Source organism: Aeromonas sp. R3-1, assembly GCF_040908345.1.
GTDB classification, from domain to species: domain Bacteria; phylum Pseudomonadota; class Gammaproteobacteria; order Enterobacterales; family Aeromonadaceae; genus Aeromonas; species Aeromonas veronii.
In genome coordinates this window covers 1-21,343 of the sequence record NZ_JBFODN010000008.1, presented here as the reverse complement: position 1 = coordinate 21,343, position 21,343 = coordinate 1, and the positions used below count along the sequence as shown (strand labels likewise).

The following is a 21,343-nucleotide window of genomic DNA, read 5'->3' as shown; positions in this document are numbered from 1 at the left end:
GGGCTGGCTCCGCAATCAGTAAGTCCGGACCTTGGGCGGGAACGCCTCACGGGTCTTGGGTGACATGTTGACAGCGCGACGGGTCATGGACTCGGTGTCCGGATGATAGAGGCTGTGGCACAGCCAGTTCTCATCGTCGCGATCCGGGAAGTCGAAGCGGCAGTGAGCACCGCGACTCTCGGTACGGAAGTTGGCGGCAACCGCCGTGGCAAACGCCGTCTCCATCAGGTTGTCCAGCTCCAGGCACTCGATGCGCTGGGTGTTGAACTCTTTGGAGGTGTCATCCAGACGGGCTGACTTGAGGCGTTCGCGGATAACCTTGAGCTCGGCCAGCCCCTCTGCCATCGCCGCACCTTCACGGAATACGGAGAAGTTATTCTGCATGCAGCGCTGCAGGTCTTTGCGGATCTGCACCGGGTCTTCCCCGTCACGGCAATTTTCCCAGCGGTTGAAGCGGGCCAGTGCGGCATCCAGATCCGACTCGGAAGCATCGCGGCCGTGATCCATCTCGCCCAGGGTGTTGACCAGATGCATGCCGGCCGCGCGGCCGAACACCACCAGGTCCAGCAGGGAGTTGCCACCCAGACGGTTGGCACCGTGTACGGAGACGCAGGCAATCTCGCCCACCGCAAACAGACCGACTACCGGCACATCGTTGCCGTTCTTGTCCTGGGTCAGGCACTGGCCATTCACGTTGGTCGGCACGCCGCCCATCATGTAGTGGCAGGTCGGGATGATCGGGATCGGCTCTTTGACCGGATCCACGTGGGCGAAGGTGCGGGAGAGTTCGCAGATCCCCGGCAGACGGGATTCCAGCACCTCTTTGCCGAGGTGATCCAGCTTCAGCTTGATGTGCGGGCCCCAGGGACCATCGCAGCCACGGCCTTCACGGATCTCGATCATGATGGAGCGGGCCACCACGTCGCGACCGGCCAAGTCCTTGGCGTTTGGCGCGTAACGCTCCATGAAGCGCTCGCCATCTTTATTGAGCAGATAGCCGCCTTCACCACGGCAGCCTTCGGTTACCAGCACCCCTGCCCCGGCGATGCCGGTCGGGTGGAACTGCCACATCTCCATGTCCTGCACGCCGACGCCGGCACGCAGCGCCATGCCGACGCCGTCACCTGTGTTGATGTGGGCGTTGGTGGTGGACTGGTAGATACGACCGGCACCGCCAGTCGCCAGCACGGTGGCCTTGGCCTTGAAGTAGACCACTTCACCGCTCTCCATGTCGATGGCGGTACAACCCACCACGTGGCCATCCTGGTTTTTCACCAGATCCAGCGCATACCACTCGGAGAATACGGTGGTCTTGTTCTTGACGTTCTGTTGGTAAAGGGTGTGCAGCAGGGCGTGACCGGTACGGTCGGCGGCCGCTGCGGTACGAGCAGCCTGCTCGCCACCGAAATTCTTGGACTGGCCACCAAACGGACGCTGGTAGACAGACCCGTTATCGAAACGGGAGAAGGGCAGCCCCATGTTCTCCAGCTCATAGATAGCCTCGGGGCCGGTTTTGCACATGTACTCGATGGCTTCCTGATCACCGATGTAATCGGAACCTTTTACCGTGTCATACATATGCCACTGCCAGTTGTCATCGTGGGCATTGCCCAGCGCAACCGTGATCCCGCCCTGGGCGGAGACAGTGTGAGAACGGGTTGGAAACACCTTGGACAACAGAGCGCAGCTCTTGCCGGACTGGGCAATCTGCAGCGCGGCGCGCATACCGGCACCACCGGCACCAATCACCACCGCATCAAATTCACGAGTTGGAATAGTCACCTTACACACCCCACAGCACGACGAAACCCGTCATCAGATAGACAAACAGCACCACGACCAGGGCAAATTGCAGCGCCCCGCGCAGCCCTACCGGCTTGATATAGTCAGTCAGCACCTGCCACAGACCAATCCAGGCGTGGATCAGTACGCAGAGCAGGGTCAACAGGGTGAATACCTTGGTGAATGTTTTGGCGAAGAAGCCTGCCCACACCTCGTAGGTGATGTCGTTGAACGCGACAAAGCCCACCAGATAGAGGACATAACAGGTCATGATGAGGGCGGTGGCGCGGATCAGGATGTAATCGTGAACGCCGCTGCGCCCGAAGGTTGCAGAATTGGTTACCATACAAGCACTCCCGCCAATACAGCCAGGATCGCGGTGATCACGAAGGCCACGCGGGCGCTCTGATTGCCGGATTCCAGCTCTTCCCAATAGCCCATATCCATGACCAGATGACGCAAGCCGCCCACAATGTGGTATGCCAGCGCAGTCAGGATCCCCCACAGCACGAGTTTGACCAAGAAGTTGTCCATGATGGCAACCACGGTTGCAAACCCTTCGGGAGAGGCGAGTGAAGTACCAAGCATCCACAGCAAGATGCCCAGTGCAACAAAGGTAATGACCCCTGAAACACGGTGCAGGATGGATGCAATGGCAGTGACAGGAAAGCTGATCGTCTGTAGGTCGAGGTTGACCGGTCTCTGTTTGTTTTTCACGCTTGCCCACTCAGCTCCATTGAGCACGTTAGTTATTGTTTTAACTCACACTTGAGGGCACGGAATGGTGATTGTTGGTTTTTTGTTACCAAAACACTCTGGAAAAGCCAAAACGCGAGTTTTCGGTTTCACATCAGGCTTTGCCAAAGCGTTTCAAACACCCGCAGCCATGACCCACGTGGCGCAGTATATCGGCGGCCTTAACCGAAGACAATCAATTAGCTACAAAGAAAACACAAAACCGCAAACTCGATCGCATATTTAATTTAACATTTCATTAATGCCATTAATGGGGTTCCAGCAAAATTGACATTGATAAGGAACTCTGTTTCAAATAAGGCGCTCCAGCCACTTCGGTATGGGTAACAACCTTTGCCAGCGTCATAAAAGTCGTAATAGAGTAGGACTGGAACCAAATTATAAAGAGCAAAGGAGACGTGCTATGGCTGATAAGATAGCCACCCTACACCTGCCCGGAAAAGATCCGGTCGAACTGCCGATCCTCTCCGGCACCATCGGCCCGGATGTCATCGATGTCAGAAAATTGGGATCACAGGGGTATTTCACCTTTGACCCCGGTTTTATGGCGACCGGTTCTTGCAAATCTGCCATTACCTACATTGACGGGGATCAGGGTGTCTTGCTGCACCGTGGTTACCCCATCGCCCAGTTGGCCACCCAAGCCACCTATCTGGAAGTCTGCTATATCCTGCTGTACGGCGAAGCGCCGACCAAGGCGCAATATGCCGAATTCGAACGCCTGGTCACCCGCCACACCATGGTGCACGAGCAGATCGCCTTCTTCTTCCGCGGCTTCCGTCGCGACTCCCACCCCATGGCCATCATGTGCGGAGTAGTCAGCGCCCTCTCCGCCTTCTATCACGATGCTCTCGACATCAATAACGAGCAGCATCGCGAGATCTGCGCCTTCCGTCTGCTCTCCAAGATGCCGACTCTGGCAGCCATGTGTTACAAGTACTCCATCGGCCAGCCGTTCATGCAGCCGCGTAACGCCCTCTCCTATGCCGGTAACTTCCTGCACATGATGTTTGGCGTGCCGACCGAAGAGTACAAGGTCAACCCCATCGTTGAACGTGCCATGGATCGTATCTTTACCCTCCATGCAGATCACGAGCAGAACGCCTCCACCTCCACCGTTCGTCTGGCTGGCTCCTCCGGTGCCAACCCGTTCGCCTGTATCGCCGCGGGGATCGCCTCCCTGTGGGGACCGGCCCACGGTGGTGCCAACGAAGCCTGCCTGCGCATGCTGGAAGAGATCGGCTCGGTGGATCGCATCCCCGAGTACATCGCCAAGGCCAAGGACAAGAATGATCCGTTCCGTCTGATGGGCTTTGGACACCGCGTCTACAAGAACCACGACCCCCGTGCCACTGTGATGCGCGAAACCTGCCACGAAGTACTGACCGAGCTGCAGATCAAGGATCCACTGCTGGACGTGGCCATGGAGCTGGAGCGTATTGCGCTCTCCGACCCCTACTTCGTCGAGAAGAAACTCTACCCGAACGTGGACTTCTACTCCGGCATCATCATGAAGGCGATCGGCATCCCGATGAGCATGTTCACCGTGATCTTCGCCATCTCCCGCACCATCGGCTGGATTGCCCACTGGAACGAGTTCCACTCAGACCCGGACAGCAAGATTGGTCGCCCACGCCAGCTCTACGTAGGCCACCCGCTGCGCGAGTTCACTCCGCTCGAGCAGCGCTAACCACTGCGCTGATATGGTTTGTTACAAAGGCGGTCATTGACCGCCTTTTTGTTTGCCGCTCTAATGCCCCCTTTCGCGTTAAGGAGTCCATTATGAAACCACTGTTTATCAGCGCAGCCTTGCTGCTGACCGCCTGCCAGAGCGCCCCCGCATCGTCACAGGGGGAGACCCTCTATATCAACAGCCAGCTGGTCGATTGCGTCGGAGTTGGCCCAATGCAGTGCATGCAGGTTCGCAGTGATGAACAGCAGCCCTGGACGCTGTTCTACCAGGATATTGAAGGCTTCCAGTTCGAGCCGGGTTACCGCTATCAGCTCACTGTCAGCAAGGAGCAGCTCACCGATGTGCCGGCCGATGCCCCCTCCCTGCGCTATCGGCTGATCAAGGTGGTGAACAAGGTCGCCAGCAAGTAACAAACACGATCAAAAAAACGGGGGATGGCTGATGCCATCCCCCGTTGGTTTATGGGTACTGCGCCTCATCAGGCACGATCAGGTCGGCGCCAGCGCCATATGCAGCAGCGGATAGGGCTTGCCCTGACCATCCAGCGGCGAACGACCCGTCACGGTGAATCCCATCTTCAGATAGAAGCCCACCGCCTGTTCGTTCTGCTCGTTGACGTCAACCTGCGTCGCGCCGCCCTGCGTGATGGCATGGGCCACCAGCAAACGCCCCACGCCACTACCGCGCGCCTCGGGAGCCACAAACAGCATCTCCAGCTTGCCCTCGTACACTCCGCTAAAACCCGTAATCTGCCCCTCTTTTGTGCGTGCACTGTGCAGTGTCACCGCATCGAAGTAGTGCTCCAGAATAAGCGGTTTAAGCGCGAGGATCTCGGCCTCGGGCAGGAAGTGGTGGGTCGCCCGCACAGAGGCCTCCCACAGATCGATCAGGGCCGGATAATCGGCCCGCGTTGCAGTATCAATCTTCATCAATGACTCTTTGTTGCAGCCCGCAGGATGGCTGTGGCCTCCCCGCGAGCCAACCTGATTAGCGCGCCTGCACCACCTGCAGCAGCACCGACATATCAGCGCCAAAGTTGCGGCTGCGGATCGCTTCGCGAATATCCGCTTCGCTATAACGGCTGCCCGGGTAGACCACTACGCAGGAGATGTCGCCCGGTTTGAGGAAGTGGGTCTCGCCAAACGGGGTATAGCGGGTGGCACCGATACTGATGAGCGCATGGGGAGGATGTCCCGCCTGCGCCAGCAGTCCCTGAATGTGCTCCGCCGGCCCCTCATCCTGCTGATGATTGAACTTGTCGATGGCCCAGTCGAGCAGCTTGCCGTGGAAGTAGCTGTAGTCGATGGCGGCGCTATCTACCCCGTAGGCGTGCAGCTCACCGTCCCGCTCCAGATAGCAGGCGATGCGATAGTCATCGAGCTCGCAACCGGCGGTAAAACCGGAAAGCGGCAGCAGGTTGGCCGCCAACCCCTTGCTCTCTTCGCCCCAGTTCTTCTTCTCGCTGATCTTCTTGGCGTTGGGACGGCGGATGGAACAATCGTTATAGGCACCAAAGGCGCGGGGATGGATCGCCACCACCTGCTTGCCGGCATACTCCAGCTCGCACCAGAGGGCTACTTCCGGCTCGATCTGCACCTTCTCGTCACCGCTGACCGCCGCTTCCGGCAGGAAGATGGCGTTATTGCTCAGCGGAAAGACCCCGAGCTGACCCGGATGGCCCGGCACGAAAAAGGGAAACAGCGCCTTGGGCGCCGTGGTGTCGCGCACGACTACCGCTACGAAGTCCGACGCTTCGCCCGCCTGCTCCAGATGACCGGCGAAATTGCCCGCGACCCCGAGTCCGATAAACTTGCTCTCTGCTGCTATCTGCATCTTGCTCACCTGCATCTTGCCCACGCAAGGTAGCAGGCCCGTCGCCCACTACCGCTAAAGTGGCAAGATTAAACCACAAGGGCCCCGCCTTCGCCCAGTCCGGCCCTGTCGTGATGTGCGCCAGTCCGCTTTTTTAGGGACGAGAAGGCTGTGGCGAACCAGCCATTGCGCACTCATTCAGCTACGCGGTGACCGCGCTGGAAACAGTGCGTTTCCGGCATCTCCCCTCTTTCTCCTTGGGACTCAACTTCATCTTTGTTAGGCTGCCGGCATGCAAAACAACTGTGCGCTTGAGTGCGCCACTGCTCATCACGGCAACCCCATTGGAGAGAAAACGGATGATCGACAAACTCGCCTGGCTCACCTTTAAAGATCAGCAACTGCTCTGCGCCCGCTCCCACGGCAAGGACATCTATTACATCCCGGGCGGCAAGCGGGAACCGGGCGAGAGCGACGAGGCGGCGCTGATCCGCGAGATTGCAGAGGAGCTGGCTGTCACCCTGCAACCCGATACCCTGCGCTTTGTCTGCGAGTTCAGCGCTCAGGCCGATGGCAAACCGGCAGGAATCGAGGTGAGACTGCGCTGCTACACAGGCGAAACAAGCGGCACCCCAATCGCCTCGGCCGAAATTGCCGAGCTGCGCTGGCTCGACAGCTCTCACCTCGATGAGCTCTCCCCCGTCTCCCGCCTGCTGTTTGTCTGGCTGGTTGAGCAGGGGTTGATCCGCTGACAAGTCGTGCTTGCGCCAAGCATACGTATCCACCTCAAATTCACCAACGGTGGCAATCAGCCACATAGCAACGCAACGACAAGGATGTCAGATGGATATTGTGGAAGTTAATAGCGCAGCGACCTACCAAAGCGCGCTCATCGCCCTGCTGCAAGATTGTGTCGATAGCGGTGCCTCGGTCGGTTTTTTACCACCGCTGACCACGGAGGAATCTGCCCGCTACTGGCAAGGAATTGAAGCGGCGCTGGCGGCTGGTCACCGAAAGCTGTGGCTGGCCCTTGAGCAGCAACAGATAGTAGGAGCGATTCAGCTCGCGCTCTGTGGCAAGGCCAACGGTCGCCACCGGGCCGAAGTGGAAAAACTGATGGTACTGCAAACGGCGAGAGGTAAAGGTGTCGGTCGTGCGCTGATGCAGGCCTTGGAACAAGGCGCCCATGCCGCGGGCCGTTCGCTGCTGGTGCTGGATACTCGCGCCGGTGATGTGGCCTCCCACCTTTATCGTCAACTCGGCTATCTGGAGGCGGGCCAGATCCCGAGCTTTGCACGCAACGCCGATGGCTCCCTTGCTGCGACCGTCATCTTCTACAAACCGCTCTGACCATCCCCTATCCCTTATCCAAATACAGCAGGGCCGCACCAAGCGGCCCTGCTTGTTGCCAGCGTGACTGTTTGTTGCAGCAATATGGCTTGCGACGGATTGCCACGATAGAGCCATTGCTCCTGTATGCCTCAACACCGCCAATCGTTCGCCCCAAAATACAACCAAACAAACAGAAAGATTAATTAATGATTAAAACGTCCCCCTTTTCTTCTTCATCTATTGCCTCATCAGGCGTATCGTGAGAGACTCGTTTGATAATCAAATCTATGTTGTTCACTGCCTTGAGGAATAATGGATGCCCACTTTGCCCCGTACAGTTACCTCCCCCAAAAAGTTCATCATCGGTCAACACCTTCTCCCGCAACTCCATGAGCACGTTAAAGATTTTGGTGACTATGCGTTGCTCATCAGCGATGAGTTCATTCTGGAGCGGGTACGGGAAGAAGCTTTGGCGGGGCTCCTGCAGGCAGGCCTCAGGGGAGTGGTCGACAAGTTTCGCTACGAATGCACCGAACAGGAGATCCACCGCCTGACCCACCTTGCTGAGCAATATGGTGCGAACGTGATTGTCGGGATCGGCGGCGGCAAGACGCTGGATGTCGCCAAGGCCGTGGCCTTCTATCTGCGCCGTCCGGTTGTGCTATTCCCGACGATTGCCTCCACAGATGCCCCCTGCACGGCACTGGCGGTGATCTACAACCAGGCGGGGGAATTTGAGCGCTATCTGTTCCTGCCGCAAAATCCGGACGTGGTGCTGGCTGACACGGCCATCATTGCCGCCGCCCCTCCCCGCTTCTTTTCCGCTGGCGTTGGTGATGCCCTGGCCACCTATTTCGAGGCGCGCGCCTGCTATCGGTCGGACGGGCTCAATCTGGTCGGCAAGCGTCCTTCACGCACGGGCCTTGGTCTGGCACAGCTCTGTTACGAGCTGCTTGGTGAGAACATCGAGCTGGCCATGGATGCAATACGCCACCATGTCTCGACTCCGGCGCTGGAGCAGGTCATCGAGGCCACCATCTACCTCAGCGGGGTCGGCGCAGAAGCCGGTGGACTGGCCGCCGCTCATGCCGTCAACAACGGCATGTCACTGATCGCGGAGCTCCATCGTGCCCAGCATGGCGAGAAGGTGGTCTTCGGCCTGCTGACCCAACTCGTGCTTGAGCGCGCCCCGCAACACGAACTTGATGAGGTGTTTCGCATCATCGACTGTGCAGGCCTGCCCATGACGCTGCAAGAGCTGGGGCTCACCCACTTTGATGAAAGCGAGTGGCGCAAGGTGGCGCAGCTGGCCTGCGATCCCCTCGATACCATGGGCAACATGCCGATGACAGTGAGTGAACAGGATGTCTACGCCGCCATGGTGGCAGCTAATGCTATGGCTGAGCGCTATCGCCTCCACCATCCCCGCGCCTGATTGCTTGCCGCACTAAACAGGCAAACAGTAAAAAGGCTTGCCCATTGGCAAGCCTTTTTCGTTTGCATCCCATCCCTTGTCGGGATAGACGTAAGTCAACGCAGTATCAGGGCAGTTTCACCGCTCGCACTGCAACCTCTGGCAGGGCGAAGGCATCTTGCGCGGCGATGAGTTGCAGCTCGTAAGCCTGCTGGCGCCATGTCTCCTGCAGCACCGCATCCACCGAGGCGTTGGTGCGCTCGAACGCGCTGACTGCATCGTGACCGGCCAGCAAATTCGCCAGCATCAGGGCGCTGATAAGATCGCCAACCCCCACCGGCTGGCGGGCAAAGTCATAAAGCGGACGGGCAATCAGGTAATCCCCTTGCGGGGTGGCCAGCAGCATCTCGAAGCGGCTGGAGTCCTGCGCCGCACGACCGAGATGCTTGACCAGCACCAGCTTGACGCCGCGGGCCAGCAGCTGATGGGCGGCGGCACGGGTCTGATCCAGATCAGCCAGATGGGTATCACAGAGGGTCTCCAGCTCCAGCAGGTTGGGGGCCATCATGTCGGCCACCGGCAGCGCCTGCTCGGTCAGGAAACGGGTGACGCCAGGAGCGACGATACACCCCTTCTCCGGGTGACCCATCACGGGGTCGCAGAAGTAAATGGCATCGGGGTTGGCCGCCTTGACGGCGTTGACCACGGTCAGGATCTCGTCTCCCTGTTCGGCGGAGCCAAGGTAACCGCTCAGCACGGCGTCACACTGGCTCAACACCTCGATATTGCCCAATCCTTTCACCAGCGCACTGATATGACCCGCCGGCATCGCCATCCCCTGCCACCCCTGGGCATATTGGGTGTGGTTGGAAAACTGCACCGTGTTGATGGGCCATACATCCATACCGAGGCGGCGCATGGGGAAGACGGCCGCGCTGTTGCCGGCACAACCAAAGACCACGTGGGACTGAATAGAGAGAACGGATTTCATCGGGAATACCACAGCAAAGGATCAGCAAGGTGGGCAATATATCGGATGAGGATAACGATGCGCCACCTTGGCGCGGGATGAACAGGCAATTTCCTGACTAAAGACAGGTTTTTTGCGCTATTTGGCCCGCATCGACAGGATGAGCGGCGCCATGATGCGCCGCGTCACCGTCCATCACATGCCGTTGTGCTCAACGCCATGACGGGCAAAGTGATAGACCCATCCCTCATCACACGGCATGTCACTGGGTGGCGAAATCAGCTCAGGCAACACAGTCACCTTGCCACCAGCGGCATATTGCAGGGCCATCAGGGCGCAGAGCGCCGCATCGTAGCGATCGGTGCCGGCCAGCACGTCCGCAGGCAGCAAGGCCGCCAGCTCGGGCCGTGCCGGGGAGGCCTTGCCGCCCACTTTGGCCAATGCCGGATAGACCTCCAGCACGGCGCGACTGGCCTTCGGGGCAACGGTCGGCACCAGTTGCAGATCCGAGAGTCGCGGCAGCATGGAGAGCGCCAGGGTGGCATTATTGCCAAGCCGGTCGAAGGTGGCCGACAGCGGCTTCTTGCCGTACTGCTGATACAGCCAGCGCTCGCAGTCGCGATAGGCGTAGGGGTTGTCTATCTCCCGCTCGGGCACGGCGCAGCTGTGTGGCTGGCCGTTGAGCAGATCCCGCAAGGCGCGGGGAAAGGCGAGCGGCGCATCGATACCGAGCGCCAGTTGCGGGCAGGCTTCTACCTGCATCAGGGTCAGCTCGTTTTGCAGGGCGGGACGCAGCAGAGCGGCCAGATCCGGCGCCACCCGCGAGCTCAGACGAAACAGCGGCGACACCCCGAGCCAGTGCAGGCGGTTGGATTCGGCCTGCCAGCCCACCACGGCCACCGCCTGGGCACTGCCCTGCCAGCCACGCACATCCCAGCCGATCCCGATTGCACTCATCTGCCCTGCCGTCATCAATTACCTCTGTTCGCCTGTCACAAGTTGCAAGAGGCACAGGGTAATCAGCAGAGGCCCTTAACGCAAAGCGAACCGCCCACTCAGAACGATTTCTGGAAATTCACCAGCGGCAGAATGGGGAACACGCCGTTGGCGGCATAGTTGGCCAGCCCGATCTGCAAGCCATCGAGGTGCTTGGTCGCATTGATAAAGCCAATCTGGAAGGTGGTACGCTCGGCATAGTTGACGAAGCCGACGTTGGCCAGCGCATTGCCCTTGGCGATATTGACCGCCCCCCAGTTGAGCCCCTGTACATTGTTGGTCAGGTTGACCAGCCCCAGATTGACGCCGGTATCCTGCCCTTCGTGCCAGTTGATGGCGTTGATGGCGACCCCGCCAAACTGGTGGCGCACCCGACCAGCACCCAGGAAAATCCCGAGCTGCAGGCCGCTGAACTGATCCACATCGGAGAGGGCGAAGATCGGCAGATCAATACCCTTCACCTGACCGGTCCGACCGTAGAGCAGCGAGGCGCGCGCCCCTTCCACCTGATGGGACGCGGGCAAATTGATCCCGGGCAGCGAGACCTGCACCGGAGTACTGGCCTGCGCGACACCGCACAGAGTCAGGGCGCTGCATGCCAGCAGCAGGCGGGAGAGTGTCATGGAAAGTTCCTTGGGCCATTGAGAGTGGCCCGATCCTAACAGTCAGGGGAGAGAGTGTGCACACCAGCAGGGACGAGGTGCGTCACGATACGTCACGGGTGGCCCTCTCACCTCTCCATCAGGACTTGCGAAAGCGCCACCTCAAGGACAATCGGCCACTTTTTCACAGCGAGTGGTTCCTCTTCCTTTCTTTGCCTGAGCGAACTGCCTAAAATAGTCGCCCTGCTGTATCCGGCATTCATCCATCTAGAGGATTTCCCATGGAGACGTTTCTGCTCGAAGGTCACCCCTTCGTTGCCTTGTGTGACCTTATCAAACATCAGGGGTGGGCCGATTGTGGCGGCGCCGCCAAAGCCCTCGTTGCCGAAGGGCTGGTCGAGGTGGACGGTCAGGTCGAGACCCGCAAGCGCTGCAAGATCGTGGCCGAACAGGTGGTCAACTTCAACGGCATGAAGGTCGTGGTGAAAGAGGGCGTAAGCCCGGAGATTGGCTAAACCCGTTTCGGGGAGCCTCTCTCCGGCAACCCGCTAGCTGGCTTTGATCGACAGGGTCAGCACAAAACGCGCCATCGCCTCATCCCCGTTCAATGACGGACAGGTGGCTACCACCCGGATGGGGCGATTGATGCGCTGACCGCTTGCCAGCGATTCATCGATCATGGCGTCAATCTCCTCCCCCGCTGCGCAGTCGAACTGCACATCCCCCTCCGGTCGTTTCAAAAACTCCCCCTGCACATCCTTGAAGGCGAAGTGCACCTTCTTGCGCCGCTGCCGCCCCTTCTCCATCACCAGCAGACCACCTACCAGATCGGCACCGGTCGCCAACGCGCCAAAATACATGCTGCCCAGATGGTTGCGGGTACGCCAGCCAAGGGGAATGCGAATGCGCAGCGCCTTGGCGTTCATCTCTTCGATGATCGGGGCACAAAACCCGATGACGGGAATGTAGCGCCAGGCAAACAGCCGAAGCGCCAGATTGGCTTTGAAGCGTTGCAAATCCATATGCGAACTGATCCGATGAGTTAATGTAAACAACATGTTGCCTGCATCTGCGCCATTCGACAAGCACAGGGATCACGCTTACGACCTTTTGCCCAACGCAAAAAAACAGAGGGAACCGCACCGGTTCCCTCTTTTCGTTCATGTCGCTGTTACAGCAAATGTGCCGCTCAGGCGCGCTTCTCTTCCAGCCAGGCCCCCTGACTCTGCATCTCGAACAGCTGGGCATAGTGACCGCCGAGGGCCATCAACTCGCCATGGGTACCCCGCTCATTCACCTGACCGCGGGAGAGCAGCAGGATCTCGTCCGCATCGACGATGGTCGAGAGGCGGTGGGCGATGGCGATGGTGGTGCGGCCACGACGGGCAGCAGAGATCGCCTGCGACAGCGCCAACTCGGTCTGGGAGTCCACGCTGGCCGTCGCTTCATCCAGAATGAGGATACGCGGATCTCCCACCAGTGCACGGGCAAAGGAGAGCAGTTGCCGCTGACCGGCGGAGAGGTTCTTGCCCCCCTCCTCCATCAGGGTGTTGATCCCCTGTGGCAAGCTGTGCACAAACTCGGCCAGCTGCACCTCGCTCAGCGCCTGCCAGAGCCGCGCGTCATCTATGCCGGCGCGGCCGAGACGCAGGTTCTCCGCCAGGGTGCCGACAAAGATAAAAGGATCCTGCTGCACCAGCCCGATGCTGCGGCGCACCGCCGCCAGCGACAGGGTATCCAGTGCGTGATCATCGAAGCGGATCTGCCCCTGATCCAGCGGATAGAAGCCCATCAGCAGGCTGATAATGGTGGACTTGCCGCTGCCGGTATGGCCCACCAGCGCCAGCATCTGGCCCGGTTTTGCGGCAAAACTGACCTCCCGCAGCACCTGCTGCTCACCATCGTAGGAGAAGCTCACCCGCTCGAAACTGACCCGCCCTTCCAGCGGGCGCAGCTCGCCCTCGGTGCTCTCGCGGGTTTCATCGAGCAGGGCAAAGACCCGTTCCCCCGCCACCATCGCCTGCTGCAGCTGGTTAAGCTGGTTGGTCATCTCGATGAGCGGCTCGATCATCCGCCCCAGATAGCTGATAAAGGCGTAGAGCACCCCCACCTGAATGGCACCCGCGTGGCTCAGTCCCTCGTGGGCGAACAGCGCCAACAGGCCAATCAGTACCATCATGTAGAAGAGATCGATGAGCGGGCGCAGCAAAATGCCGTTGATCTTGAGGCTCTTGATCCGTGCCGACCAGTGCTGCTGGTTCACCTCGGCAAAAGCGTTGGCAAAGTGGCGCTCCTGCACCATCGCCTGAATGACCGGCATCCCCTGCAGCGACTCGTTGAGGCGGCTGTTGATGTCGGAGAGCAGGCTGCGGGTCGCTCGCACCACCGGCACGCTCAGTTTCTGGTAGAGCCACATCACCCCGCCCACGGCGGGCAGCAGCAGGGAGCAGACCAGCATCAGCCGCAGATCCAGCAGCGCCATGGAGATGAGGATGCCGCACAGCAGCACCACCTTTTGCACCAGCAAACCAATCACCTGCACATAGAGGTTCATGATCGCTTCGGTGTCGTTGGTGATGCGGGAAATCAGCGAGCCGGAGCGATGCTTGTCAAAGTAGCGGGCCGGCAAGCGGATGGCGGTAGCAAATACCTGCTCGCGCAAGGTTTGCACCACCGCCTGGGCGATACGGTTAAAGCGCAGGGATTGCAAATAGAAGCCCGCCGCCGAGAGTACCTGCAAGCCCAGATAGCCCGCTGCAATAAGGGCTATGGTGGGCAGCACGATATTGCGAGGCGCCAGATAGTCATCGATAAAGAGCTTGATCAGCAGCGGCCCGGCCACTTCGGCGCCGGTGGCAAGCAGCAAACAGATCCCCGCCTGGATCAGCCAGCGAGGATACTGGGCGCAGTAGGCGAGCAGTCGTTTTATGGTCGGATTCACAGGCTCTCCTCCACCGCTTCTTCGAGACGCTGGTAACGCACCATATCTGCATACCAGCCATTGTGCGCCATCAGGGTACCGTGATGACCCCGCTCGCTAACGGTCCCCTGCTCCAGCACCAGGATCTCGTCGGCCTGCTCCACCGCCGTCATGCGATGGCTGACCAGGATCAGGGTGCGACGATGGGCTTTGAGGGCATGCAGAATTTGCTGCTCGGTGTGGGCATCTACCGCCGAGAGCGCATCATCGAGCACCAGAATGGGCGCATCCAGCAGCAGGGCGCGGGCAATGGCCAGCCGCTGTTTCTGGCCGCCGGAGAGGGTCACCCCTTTCTCCCCCACCTCGGTCTCATAGCCCTTGGGGAAACGCACGATATCATCGTGGACACAGGCAATGCGCGCCACCCGTTCGACCTCCTCGCGGCTCGCATCGGGTTTGCCCAGGGCGATATTGGCGGCGATAGTGGTCGAAAACAGGAATGGCTCCTGTGGCACATAGGCAAACTGGCTGCGCAGTGTGGCGAGCGGCAGCTGGTCAATCGGAACGCCATCCATGACAATCGAACCGTGAGTCGGATTGGCAAGGCGCATCAACAGCTTGAGCAGGGAGCTCTTGCCTGCCCCGGTGCGCCCCACCACCCCGAGCATCCCCCCTTGCTTGAGGGTAACGTCGATATCCGCAAGCAGGGTGCGCTGCTCAAGTTGATAGCTCACCCCTTTGATCTGCAAAGGAAAGGCAGAGGTAAACGCGGCCGGCTGGGCGGGCTCTTCGATATCGCTGCGCTCCCCCAGCAGGCTTTCGATACGGGAGTAGGCGGCGCTGCCCCGCTCGATGATGTTGAACAGCCAGGCGATGGCAAACATCGGCCAGATCAGCTGGCCGAGGTACATGGTGAAGCTGGTGAGCTCACCCAGGGTCAACTCACCCTGCAGCACCAGCACACTGCCCCCCGCCACCGCGAGGAAGTAGGAGCAACCGATACAGAGATAGATGACCGGATCGAATTTGGCATCGATGCGGGCCACCGCCATATTGCGCTCCCCCGCCTGTTTGGTCAGCTCGGCAAAGCCCTCATCTTCCAGCGATTCAACCGCATAGGATTTCAGCACCCGCACACCGGAAAGGGCCTCCTGGGTCTTGTTGTTGAGCCTGGAGAAGGCCCCTTGCGCCGCCTTGAACTGGGTGTAGATCTGGGTGCCGAAGCGATTCATGAAATAGGCCATCACCGGCAGCGGCAGCAAGGAGACCAGCGTCAACTGCCAGGAGTACTGGCTGCACATGATGGAGAGCACCAATACCCCGACCATGATGGAGTCCACCAGAGTCAGCACCCCTTCGCCAGCGGTCATCTCCACAGCCTGAATGTCATTGGTGGCATGGGCCATCAAATCGCCAGTACGGTGGCGCTGATAAAAATCGGGGCTCATCCGGGTGAAATGGCTGAAAAGGCGATTGCGCAACACATAGGCCAGACGGTAAGAGGCACCGAACAGCATCACCCGCCAGACGTAGCGCAGCAGATAAATCAGCACACCCAGACCAAACAGCCCCGCCAGATAGCGCATCAGGGTGTCATTGTCGAGACCGCCCTTGGTGATGCCATCCACCACCCAGCCCACCACTTTGGGCGGAATAACGGTCAACAGGGCCACCATCAGCAGCAGGGAGATGGCAGCCAGATAACGGGGCCACTGCTCCTTGAAAAACCAGCTCAATCGTAGAAATACGCTCACACCACCAACCTTTAGCGCTCTCTGCCCGTGACCGCTCCAAGGAGCGGCCATCAGAGAAGCCACGCAGAAATAGAAGAATGAAAACAATCGCCTCCGGCTGGAGGCGATTCGAACGAAAGCTCATCATATCTCGAACCGGGATGGTTGAGAATAATTACTATTTAATTCACTGTGACATGCGATCATCCCCTGATGAATAGGGATTATACGAATTTTCATGCTGCTCACCGGTCAACAGGAAGTGTGACACCTCTTCCCGGGTCTGGCTGAACACCTGTTGCAACTGCTCCAGATCTGACTCGCTTAACACCTCGTTTTGCCGCAAGCGCCACTCCAGCTCGCCAGCCACCAATTGCAGACGGGCCGCCGAGATATTGGCAGACACCCCCTTGAGGGTGTGCAGCAGCTTGCTGGCCACCTCGGGCTGCTGACGGCGCAGGGCGGAGCGGATCTCCCACAGATCGTCCTTGTGTTCCGACATGAACAGCTTGAACAGGATCTGCAATGCCTCCTTGTCTTGCTCCAGCCGCTTGAGTGCATCCTGCAGATCGAGGATCCCGATCATATCCGGCGGTTTCACCTCCATGATCCCCGCCTGCTCCACCCCTTGCGGCTTCACCCACTGCAGCAGGTTGTTGTAGAGATCCAGCTTGCTCACCGGCTTGGTGACATAACCATTCATCCCCACCCCCAGACAACGCTCCTTGTCACCGGGCATGGCACTGGCGGTGAGGGCAATGATGGGCACATCGTGTTTGTCGACCATCTTGCGGATCTGGCGGGTGGCATCGAGTCCGTCCAGCACCGGCATCTGCAAATCCATCAGGATCACGTCAAAAGGCTGCTCGGCGACCCGCTCCACCGCCTCCCGACCATTGCTGACCACACACACTACCGCATCGACGCGCCGCAGATATTCGATGATGAGCTGCTGATTGACCCGGTTGTCTTCCGCCAACAGCACTCGGGTACCCTGCAACAGAGATTTGAAGTGTTGCTGATCCCCCTGTGCCTCGGCCTTGCGCAGGTTGAGCTCGTAGGAGCTGCCGTTGAGCAGTTCGTCCACCTTGGCCAGCAGGGCATTTTCGGTCATCGGTTTGGGCAGAAAATGAGTCAGCCCCATGCTGTCCATCCTGGCGTGTAGCCCCTCTCTGGCCCAGGCACTGATCATCAGGATGGGGATCCGCCGCCACTGACTGTGCTGATACATCTCCAGCGCCAGATCGAGCCCATCCTCCTGACCCATGCGCCAGTCGAGGATCGCCAACCGCAGATTCGGTCCCTCTTCACGGAGCAACTGACGGGCACGGGAAAGGGAGTTAACCGGCAGCACCCGCACTCCCGCGCGAGTCAGAATGTCCCGGGCCAGATCCAGCACCAGTTCGTTGTCATCCATCACCATCACCAGCGGCTGGTTTTCGAAGAAGACTTTCCGTCCAGCCACGCCGTAGACCGCCTGCGCCATCGGGATATCGAACTTGAACAGAGAGCCGACGCCAGGCTTGCTCTCTACGGTGATCCGCCCCCCCATCAGCTCCACCAGCCGCTGGGAGATATTGAGCCCGAGCCCCGAGCCGCCATATTTGCGGGTATTGCCCGCCTCCAGCTGGGTAAACGCCTGAAACAGTTGAGTCTGCTTCTCTTCGGCAATGCCGATGCCGGTATCGCGCACACTGAAGCGGATCCGCATTGGGTGAGGATTGGCCAGCTCGATGCAGACTTCGACTTCACCGCGTTCGGTAAACTTGATGGCGTTGTTCACCAGATTGACCAACACTTGTCCCAGTCGCAAGGGATCCCCACGCAAGAAGACCGGCACCTCCGGTGACTTGCGAATAACCACTTCCACGTGTTTGCGCTCCGCCAGATCGGCAAACATGCCCGCCAGCGAATCGAGCTGCTCGCTGAGATCGAAGTCGATCTCCTCCAACGTCAGCTTGCCGGACTCCACCTTGGTCAAATCAAGGATGTCGTTGATCAGCAGCAGCAGGGTATCGGATGAGGATTTGATCTTGCCCAGATAGTCCCGCTGTTGTTGATCCAGTTCAGTCTGCAGTGCCAGCGAGCTAAAACCTATGATGGCATTCATGGGGGTGCGGATCTCGTGGCTCATGTTGGCCAGAAAATCGCTTTTGGCCTGGGCCAGCAAGCCGGTCTGGCGCGACAGTTCGCTCAGCTTCTGGTTACGGCGCCACAGGGTGAAGGCCACCAGCGCAAAGCAGATCAAAGCTCCGCACAGCACCATCAGATAGAAGCGGTTCATCAAAGAGGAGGCGCGCTCCAGCTTGTCGAGTTTCCAGCGCACCAAACTCTCGATCACATGCATGTCGATGAGCTGGTAACGCAAGGTGTGATAGGCCATCACCTGCTGGCTCATCTCCTTGCTCAGGCGGATCAGGGTCGCGATCTCCGGCAAGTTGCCATAACGTGATTGCAACTGCTGTTGCAGCTGGTCCAGCGTGGTCTGTTCACGTTTGTCCCAACTGCGCTGCAGATAGTTGCTCAGTTGCGCCAGCTCCTCCAGGTCTCGATGAAGCGCACTGTCTGACGGGCTTATCCCCCGCACCTTTTTAATCTGGGCCTGCAGGGGCGCATTGAGGTACTCGATAGCCATCTCAATGGCATGAAGCCTGGCCAGCGCCATCAGATAGGTGTCCATGTCATCAAGCAGAGCCTGGGAAAGGTCGTCTTGCACCAGCTCGGGATCGCTTCTGACTTCCCGTACAAAACCGTCAAGGGTGATGGATAACTGGTTCAGGCGCTGCTGGACATTACTGTCATTGGCCTGCTCCCGCCCAAGCAGATAGACGGTATCGGCGTTGATCCGGTTCAGCACCACCTCGGCCGCGTCGTTCAGGTCATGGGCCTGTTGCTGCTGACTGAGCGACTGCCAGCAGTAGCCCGAAAAGGCGAGCAGCAAGGCAACGATCAGCCCTGGCACAGCACGGTTTTTCCGTGATCCTTTATTCATCCCGTCTCGACTCTCATCTGGTGGTCGCTGAATTATCCGGTTAGGCAATGAACCCTGGGGGAATTATCCACTCCCGCTGGGCACTGTGTTACCGTTATTGCTCTGATATTTCGCTATTGTTTCGCGATTGCTTCATTCTGGCTTCTCATCATATCCCCGGCCAGAGCTGATTTAGAAGGAACCAATTATGTCATTTATCACTACTTATTGTAGCCACTGCTTTACCAAGAACCGCCTGCCCGTTACCCATATCGATACATCTGCCAAATGCGGGCGCTGCAAAGCCCTCCTGTTCAGCCAGACCCCTTGCCTCGGGAAGGCGGATAACTTCGATACCCTGATCAACTCAGATATCCCGGTCGTGGTCGATTTCTGGGCCAGCTGGTGCGGCCCCTGCCAGCAGTTTGCTCCGGTATTTCATGAGGTTGCCCATGAACTCGAACCACGGATGCGCTTTGTCAAAGTCGATACCGAGCAACAGAGCACCATTGCCGCCCGTTACGCCATTCGCAGCATCCCCACCCTGATGGTCTTCAAACAGGGCAAACTGGTGAACCAGATAAATGGCTCCTTGCCCAAGAGCATGTTCAAGCAGTGGCTGGAACAGTTCATGGATGTTTGATTTATATTTCGCACATGTTTTATTTATGTGTTCATTTCCTCATTTTTATCAATGAGTATGTGAGTAGAGGCTGATTTTCAACATGTGGATCTGTTTCAAACAAGTGAATGGATGTAATCTCGGCAACACAAAAACAACCATAAATTAACCGAGAGAACATTATGCACACATCAGCTGTACCCTCTGCTCCATCTCGCTGGCTGGACATCAAATCAGGGATCGTCATCCTGGATGTTTTGCTACTTTGTGCCATGCTCGCCTGGCTCCCGTTTGACCCCATGGTCAACAAGGGGCTGGGCATTCTGGTCTTTATCGCCATCCTCTGGCTGACCGAAGCACTGCACGTCACCATCACCGCCCTGCTGGTGCCCCTGCTGGCTACCGTGCTCGGGGTGTTTGACATGAGCAAATCCCTCACCGATTTTGCCAACCCGATCCTGTTCCTCTTTTTTGGCGGTTTCGCCCTCGCGGCAGCCCTCTCAAAACAGGGACTGGATACCCTGATGGCAGGCAAGGTGATGCACCTCGCCAATGGCCATCTGGGTTGGGGCGTCATCCTGCTCTTTACCATCACAGCCGCCATGTCGATGTGGATCAGCAACACCGCTACCACCGCCATGATGCTGCCACTGGCGATCGGTATGCTGGCACGCCTCGATAGCAAAAAAGAGCGCGCCACCTTCGTCTTCGTATTGCTGGGGATCGCCTACAGCGCCAGTATCGGCGGCATCGGTACCCTGGTGGGTAGCCCACCCAACGCCATCGCAGCCGCCCAGATGGGGATTGGCTTCACTGACTGGATGAAATTCGGTGTTCCAGTAGTGCTGATCCTGATGCCCTGCGGCATTGCCCTGCTCTATCTGGTAACCCGCCCGCGTCTCAGCCACCGCGTCGAGATCCAGGATGTCACCATCAACTGGACCCGCGAGCGTAAAGTGACGCTGGCAATCTTCCTGACCACCGTTGTGCTCTGGATCGGCTCACAACCCATCTCCAACGCCTTTGGCGGTATTCCGCAACTCGACACCCTGATTGCCATGGGCGCCATCGTAGCCATCGTGGTCAGCCGTGTCGCCAGCTGGGATGACGTCAACCAGAACACCGACTGGGGCGTACTGATGCTGTTTGGCGGCGGTCTGACCCTGAGCGCCATTCTCAAAGCCACCGGTACCAGTGCCTTCCTGGCCAGCCATCTGTCGGCCGTGCTCTCCAACGCCAACATTTTTGTCGTGTTGCTTATGCTGGCCGCCTTCGTGGTGTTCCTGACCGAGCTGGTCTCCAACACCGCCACCGCCGCGCTGTTGGTTCCCCTGTTTGCCGGTGTCGCCGAGGCGCTGGGTGTATCACCTGTGGTGATGTCGGTGTTGATCGCTATCGGTGCCTCCTGTGCCTTTATGCTGCCAGTCGCAACGCCGCCCAATGCCATCGTCTTTGCCAGTGGCCATATCCGCCAGAGGGAGATGATGAAAGCCGGTATGGCTCTGAACGTGGTCTTTACCGTGTTGCTCGCCCTGCTGGCCTACTTCGTTGGCGATATCCTCTGATCCAGCTCCCCCCCAATAAATAAGGCTCTGTCCCAATTACGTGTTGAAAGGCTAATCTTGAAGTAGGCCATCACCTTGATGGTCTACCATCATGGATACCCCAGCCTTTCAACACCTTTTGTCCCTTTTTCCCCAGTTAACCCTGCGCCAGCGCCGTGTTGCTCAGCAGGAGCTC

General features: G+C 58.8%; 20 protein-coding genes. 8 read left to right on the top strand and 12 right to left on the bottom strand.

Annotated elements, in window-relative coordinates:
- Positions 1 to 15: 15 nt before the first annotated feature.
- Genes sdhA through sdhC form a run of 3 tightly spaced genes read right to left on the bottom strand, consistent with a single transcriptional unit; the run spans position 16 to position 2,499 of the window.
- Positions 16 to 1,782 carry a succinate dehydrogenase flavoprotein subunit gene (sdhA, locus tag AB5Y85_RS00595; RefSeq protein WP_040066317.1) on the bottom strand — a complete coding sequence of 589 codons (1,767 nt, stop codon included), beginning with the start codon at positions 1,780 to 1,782 and terminating at the stop codon, positions 16 to 18.
- A 1-nt stretch (position 1,783) separates the two neighbouring features.
- Positions 1,784 to 2,128, bottom strand: a complete 345-nt coding sequence (gene sdhD / locus AB5Y85_RS00590; protein ID WP_005333558.1) for a succinate dehydrogenase, hydrophobic membrane anchor protein — start codon at positions 2,126 to 2,128, stop codon at positions 1,784 to 1,786.
- Complete coding sequence (gene sdhC / locus AB5Y85_RS00585; protein WP_021231296.1) at positions 2,122 to 2,499, bottom strand: succinate dehydrogenase cytochrome b556 subunit; 378 nt, start codon at positions 2,497 to 2,499, stop codon at positions 2,122 to 2,124. The genes sdhD and sdhC overlap by 7 nt, the downstream gene beginning before the upstream one ends.
- A 442-nt stretch (positions 2,500 to 2,941) precedes the next feature.
- Between sdhC and AB5Y85_RS00580 the strand changes: the two genes are divergently transcribed.
- Together AB5Y85_RS00580 and AB5Y85_RS00575 are read left to right on the top strand one after the other, a co-directional pair.
- Positions 2,942 to 4,228, top strand: a complete 1,287-nt coding sequence (locus tag AB5Y85_RS00580) for a citrate synthase (protein WP_005333572.1) — start codon at positions 2,942 to 2,944, stop codon at positions 4,226 to 4,228.
- Between the two features lie 92 nt (positions 4,229 to 4,320).
- Positions 4,321 to 4,641 carry a DUF4377 domain-containing protein gene (locus tag AB5Y85_RS00575; protein WP_157160672.1) on the top strand — a complete coding sequence of 107 codons (321 nt, stop codon included), beginning with the start codon at positions 4,321 to 4,323 and terminating at the stop codon, positions 4,639 to 4,641.
- Between the two features lie 78 nt (positions 4,642 to 4,719).
- Here the strand turns inward: AB5Y85_RS00575 and AB5Y85_RS00570 are convergent, their stop codons facing one another.
- Positions 4,720 to 5,160: an acetyltransferase gene (locus tag AB5Y85_RS00570; protein WP_257687693.1), complete on the bottom strand. Its 441-nt coding sequence runs from the start codon at positions 5,158 to 5,160 to the stop codon at positions 4,720 to 4,722.
- Between the two features lie 58 nt (positions 5,161 to 5,218).
- A complete protein-coding gene (locus AB5Y85_RS00565; RefSeq protein WP_257687694.1) occupies positions 5,219 to 6,064 on the bottom strand; it encodes a DUF5718 family protein in 846 nt (281 codons plus the stop codon).
- A 338-nt stretch (positions 6,065 to 6,402) separates the two neighbouring features.
- Between AB5Y85_RS00565 and AB5Y85_RS00560 the strand changes: the two genes are divergently transcribed.
- The 3 genes from AB5Y85_RS00560 (at position 6,403) to AB5Y85_RS00550 (ending at position 8,810) form a co-directional block, all read left to right on the top strand.
- Positions 6,403 to 6,795, top strand: coding sequence for an NUDIX domain-containing protein (locus AB5Y85_RS00560; RefSeq protein ID WP_368221052.1), 393 nt, complete (start codon positions 6,403 to 6,405; stop codon positions 6,793 to 6,795).
- A gap of 91 nt (positions 6,796 to 6,886) precedes the next feature.
- Positions 6,887 to 7,393, top strand: a complete 507-nt coding sequence (locus AB5Y85_RS00555) for a GNAT family N-acetyltransferase (RefSeq protein ID WP_257687696.1) — start codon at positions 6,887 to 6,889, stop codon at positions 7,391 to 7,393.
- Positions 7,394 to 7,691: 298 nt separating this feature from the next.
- Positions 7,692 to 8,810: a glycerol dehydrogenase gene (locus tag AB5Y85_RS00550; RefSeq protein ID WP_257687697.1), complete on the top strand. Its 1,119-nt coding sequence runs from the start codon at positions 7,692 to 7,694 to the stop codon at positions 8,808 to 8,810.
- 106 nt (positions 8,811 to 8,916) lie between these two features.
- Here AB5Y85_RS00550 and pdxY read toward each other — a convergent pair whose 3' ends face one another.
- The 3 genes from pdxY to AB5Y85_RS00535 all read right to left on the bottom strand — a co-directional run bounded on the left by pdxY (position 8,917) and on the right by AB5Y85_RS00535 (position 11,378).
- Positions 8,917 to 9,780 carry a pyridoxal kinase PdxY gene (gene pdxY, locus AB5Y85_RS00545; protein ID WP_019446110.1) on the bottom strand — a complete coding sequence of 288 codons (864 nt, stop codon included), beginning with the start codon at positions 9,778 to 9,780 and terminating at the stop codon, positions 8,917 to 8,919.
- 174 nt (positions 9,781 to 9,954) lie between these two features.
- Positions 9,955 to 10,731 carry a DUF429 domain-containing protein gene (locus tag AB5Y85_RS00540; RefSeq protein WP_257687698.1) on the bottom strand — a complete coding sequence of 259 codons (777 nt, stop codon included), beginning with the start codon at positions 10,729 to 10,731 and terminating at the stop codon, positions 9,955 to 9,957.
- Between the two features lie 83 nt (positions 10,732 to 10,814).
- The gene (locus tag AB5Y85_RS00535; RefSeq protein ID WP_257687699.1) at positions 10,815 to 11,378 is read right to left on the bottom strand and encodes a phaC PHA synthase; all 564 of its coding nucleotides are present in this window, start codon (positions 11,376 to 11,378) and stop codon (positions 10,815 to 10,817) included.
- Positions 11,379 to 11,638: 260 nt separating this feature from the next.
- Between AB5Y85_RS00535 and ybcJ the strand changes: the two genes are divergently transcribed.
- On the top strand, positions 11,639 to 11,872 hold the full coding sequence (ybcJ, locus tag AB5Y85_RS00530) for a ribosome-associated protein YbcJ (protein ID WP_005361116.1): 234 nt from the start codon (positions 11,639 to 11,641) through the stop codon (positions 11,870 to 11,872).
- A gap of 33 nt (positions 11,873 to 11,905) precedes the next feature.
- Here ybcJ and AB5Y85_RS00525 read toward each other — a convergent pair whose 3' ends face one another.
- The 4 genes from AB5Y85_RS00525 to AB5Y85_RS00510 all read right to left on the bottom strand — a co-directional run bounded on the left by AB5Y85_RS00525 (position 11,906) and on the right by AB5Y85_RS00510 (position 19,002).
- The gene (locus AB5Y85_RS00525; RefSeq protein ID WP_005352552.1) at positions 11,906 to 12,379 is read right to left on the bottom strand and encodes a DUF4442 domain-containing protein; all 474 of its coding nucleotides are present in this window, start codon (positions 12,377 to 12,379) and stop codon (positions 11,906 to 11,908) included.
- A gap of 167 nt (positions 12,380 to 12,546) precedes the next feature.
- Positions 12,547 to 14,298 carry an ABC transporter transmembrane domain-containing protein gene (locus AB5Y85_RS00520; RefSeq protein WP_257687700.1) on the bottom strand — a complete coding sequence of 584 codons (1,752 nt, stop codon included), beginning with the start codon at positions 14,296 to 14,298 and terminating at the stop codon, positions 12,547 to 12,549.
- Positions 14,295 to 16,031, bottom strand: a complete 1,737-nt coding sequence (locus AB5Y85_RS00515) for an ABC transporter transmembrane domain-containing protein (RefSeq protein WP_257687701.1) — start codon at positions 16,029 to 16,031, stop codon at positions 14,295 to 14,297. The genes AB5Y85_RS00520 and AB5Y85_RS00515 overlap by 4 nt, the downstream gene beginning before the upstream one ends.
- A gap of 166 nt (positions 16,032 to 16,197) precedes the next feature.
- Positions 16,198 to 19,002: a response regulator gene (locus AB5Y85_RS00510; RefSeq protein ID WP_368221050.1), complete on the bottom strand. Its 2,805-nt coding sequence runs from the start codon at positions 19,000 to 19,002 to the stop codon at positions 16,198 to 16,200.
- A gap of 187 nt (positions 19,003 to 19,189) precedes the next feature.
- On the opposite strand from AB5Y85_RS00510, the gene trxC reads away from it, so the two are divergent.
- Both trxC and AB5Y85_RS00500 read left to right on the top strand, forming a co-directional pair.
- Entirely contained in the window at positions 19,190 to 19,624 is a 435-nt protein-coding gene (trxC, locus tag AB5Y85_RS00505; RefSeq protein WP_257687703.1) for a thioredoxin TrxC, read from the top strand.
- A gap of 161 nt (positions 19,625 to 19,785) precedes the next feature.
- On the top strand, positions 19,786 to 21,168 hold the full coding sequence (locus tag AB5Y85_RS00500; protein WP_005333606.1) for a DASS family sodium-coupled anion symporter: 1,383 nt from the start codon (positions 19,786 to 19,788) through the stop codon (positions 21,166 to 21,168).
- Positions 21,169 to 21,343 lie beyond the last annotated feature (175 nt).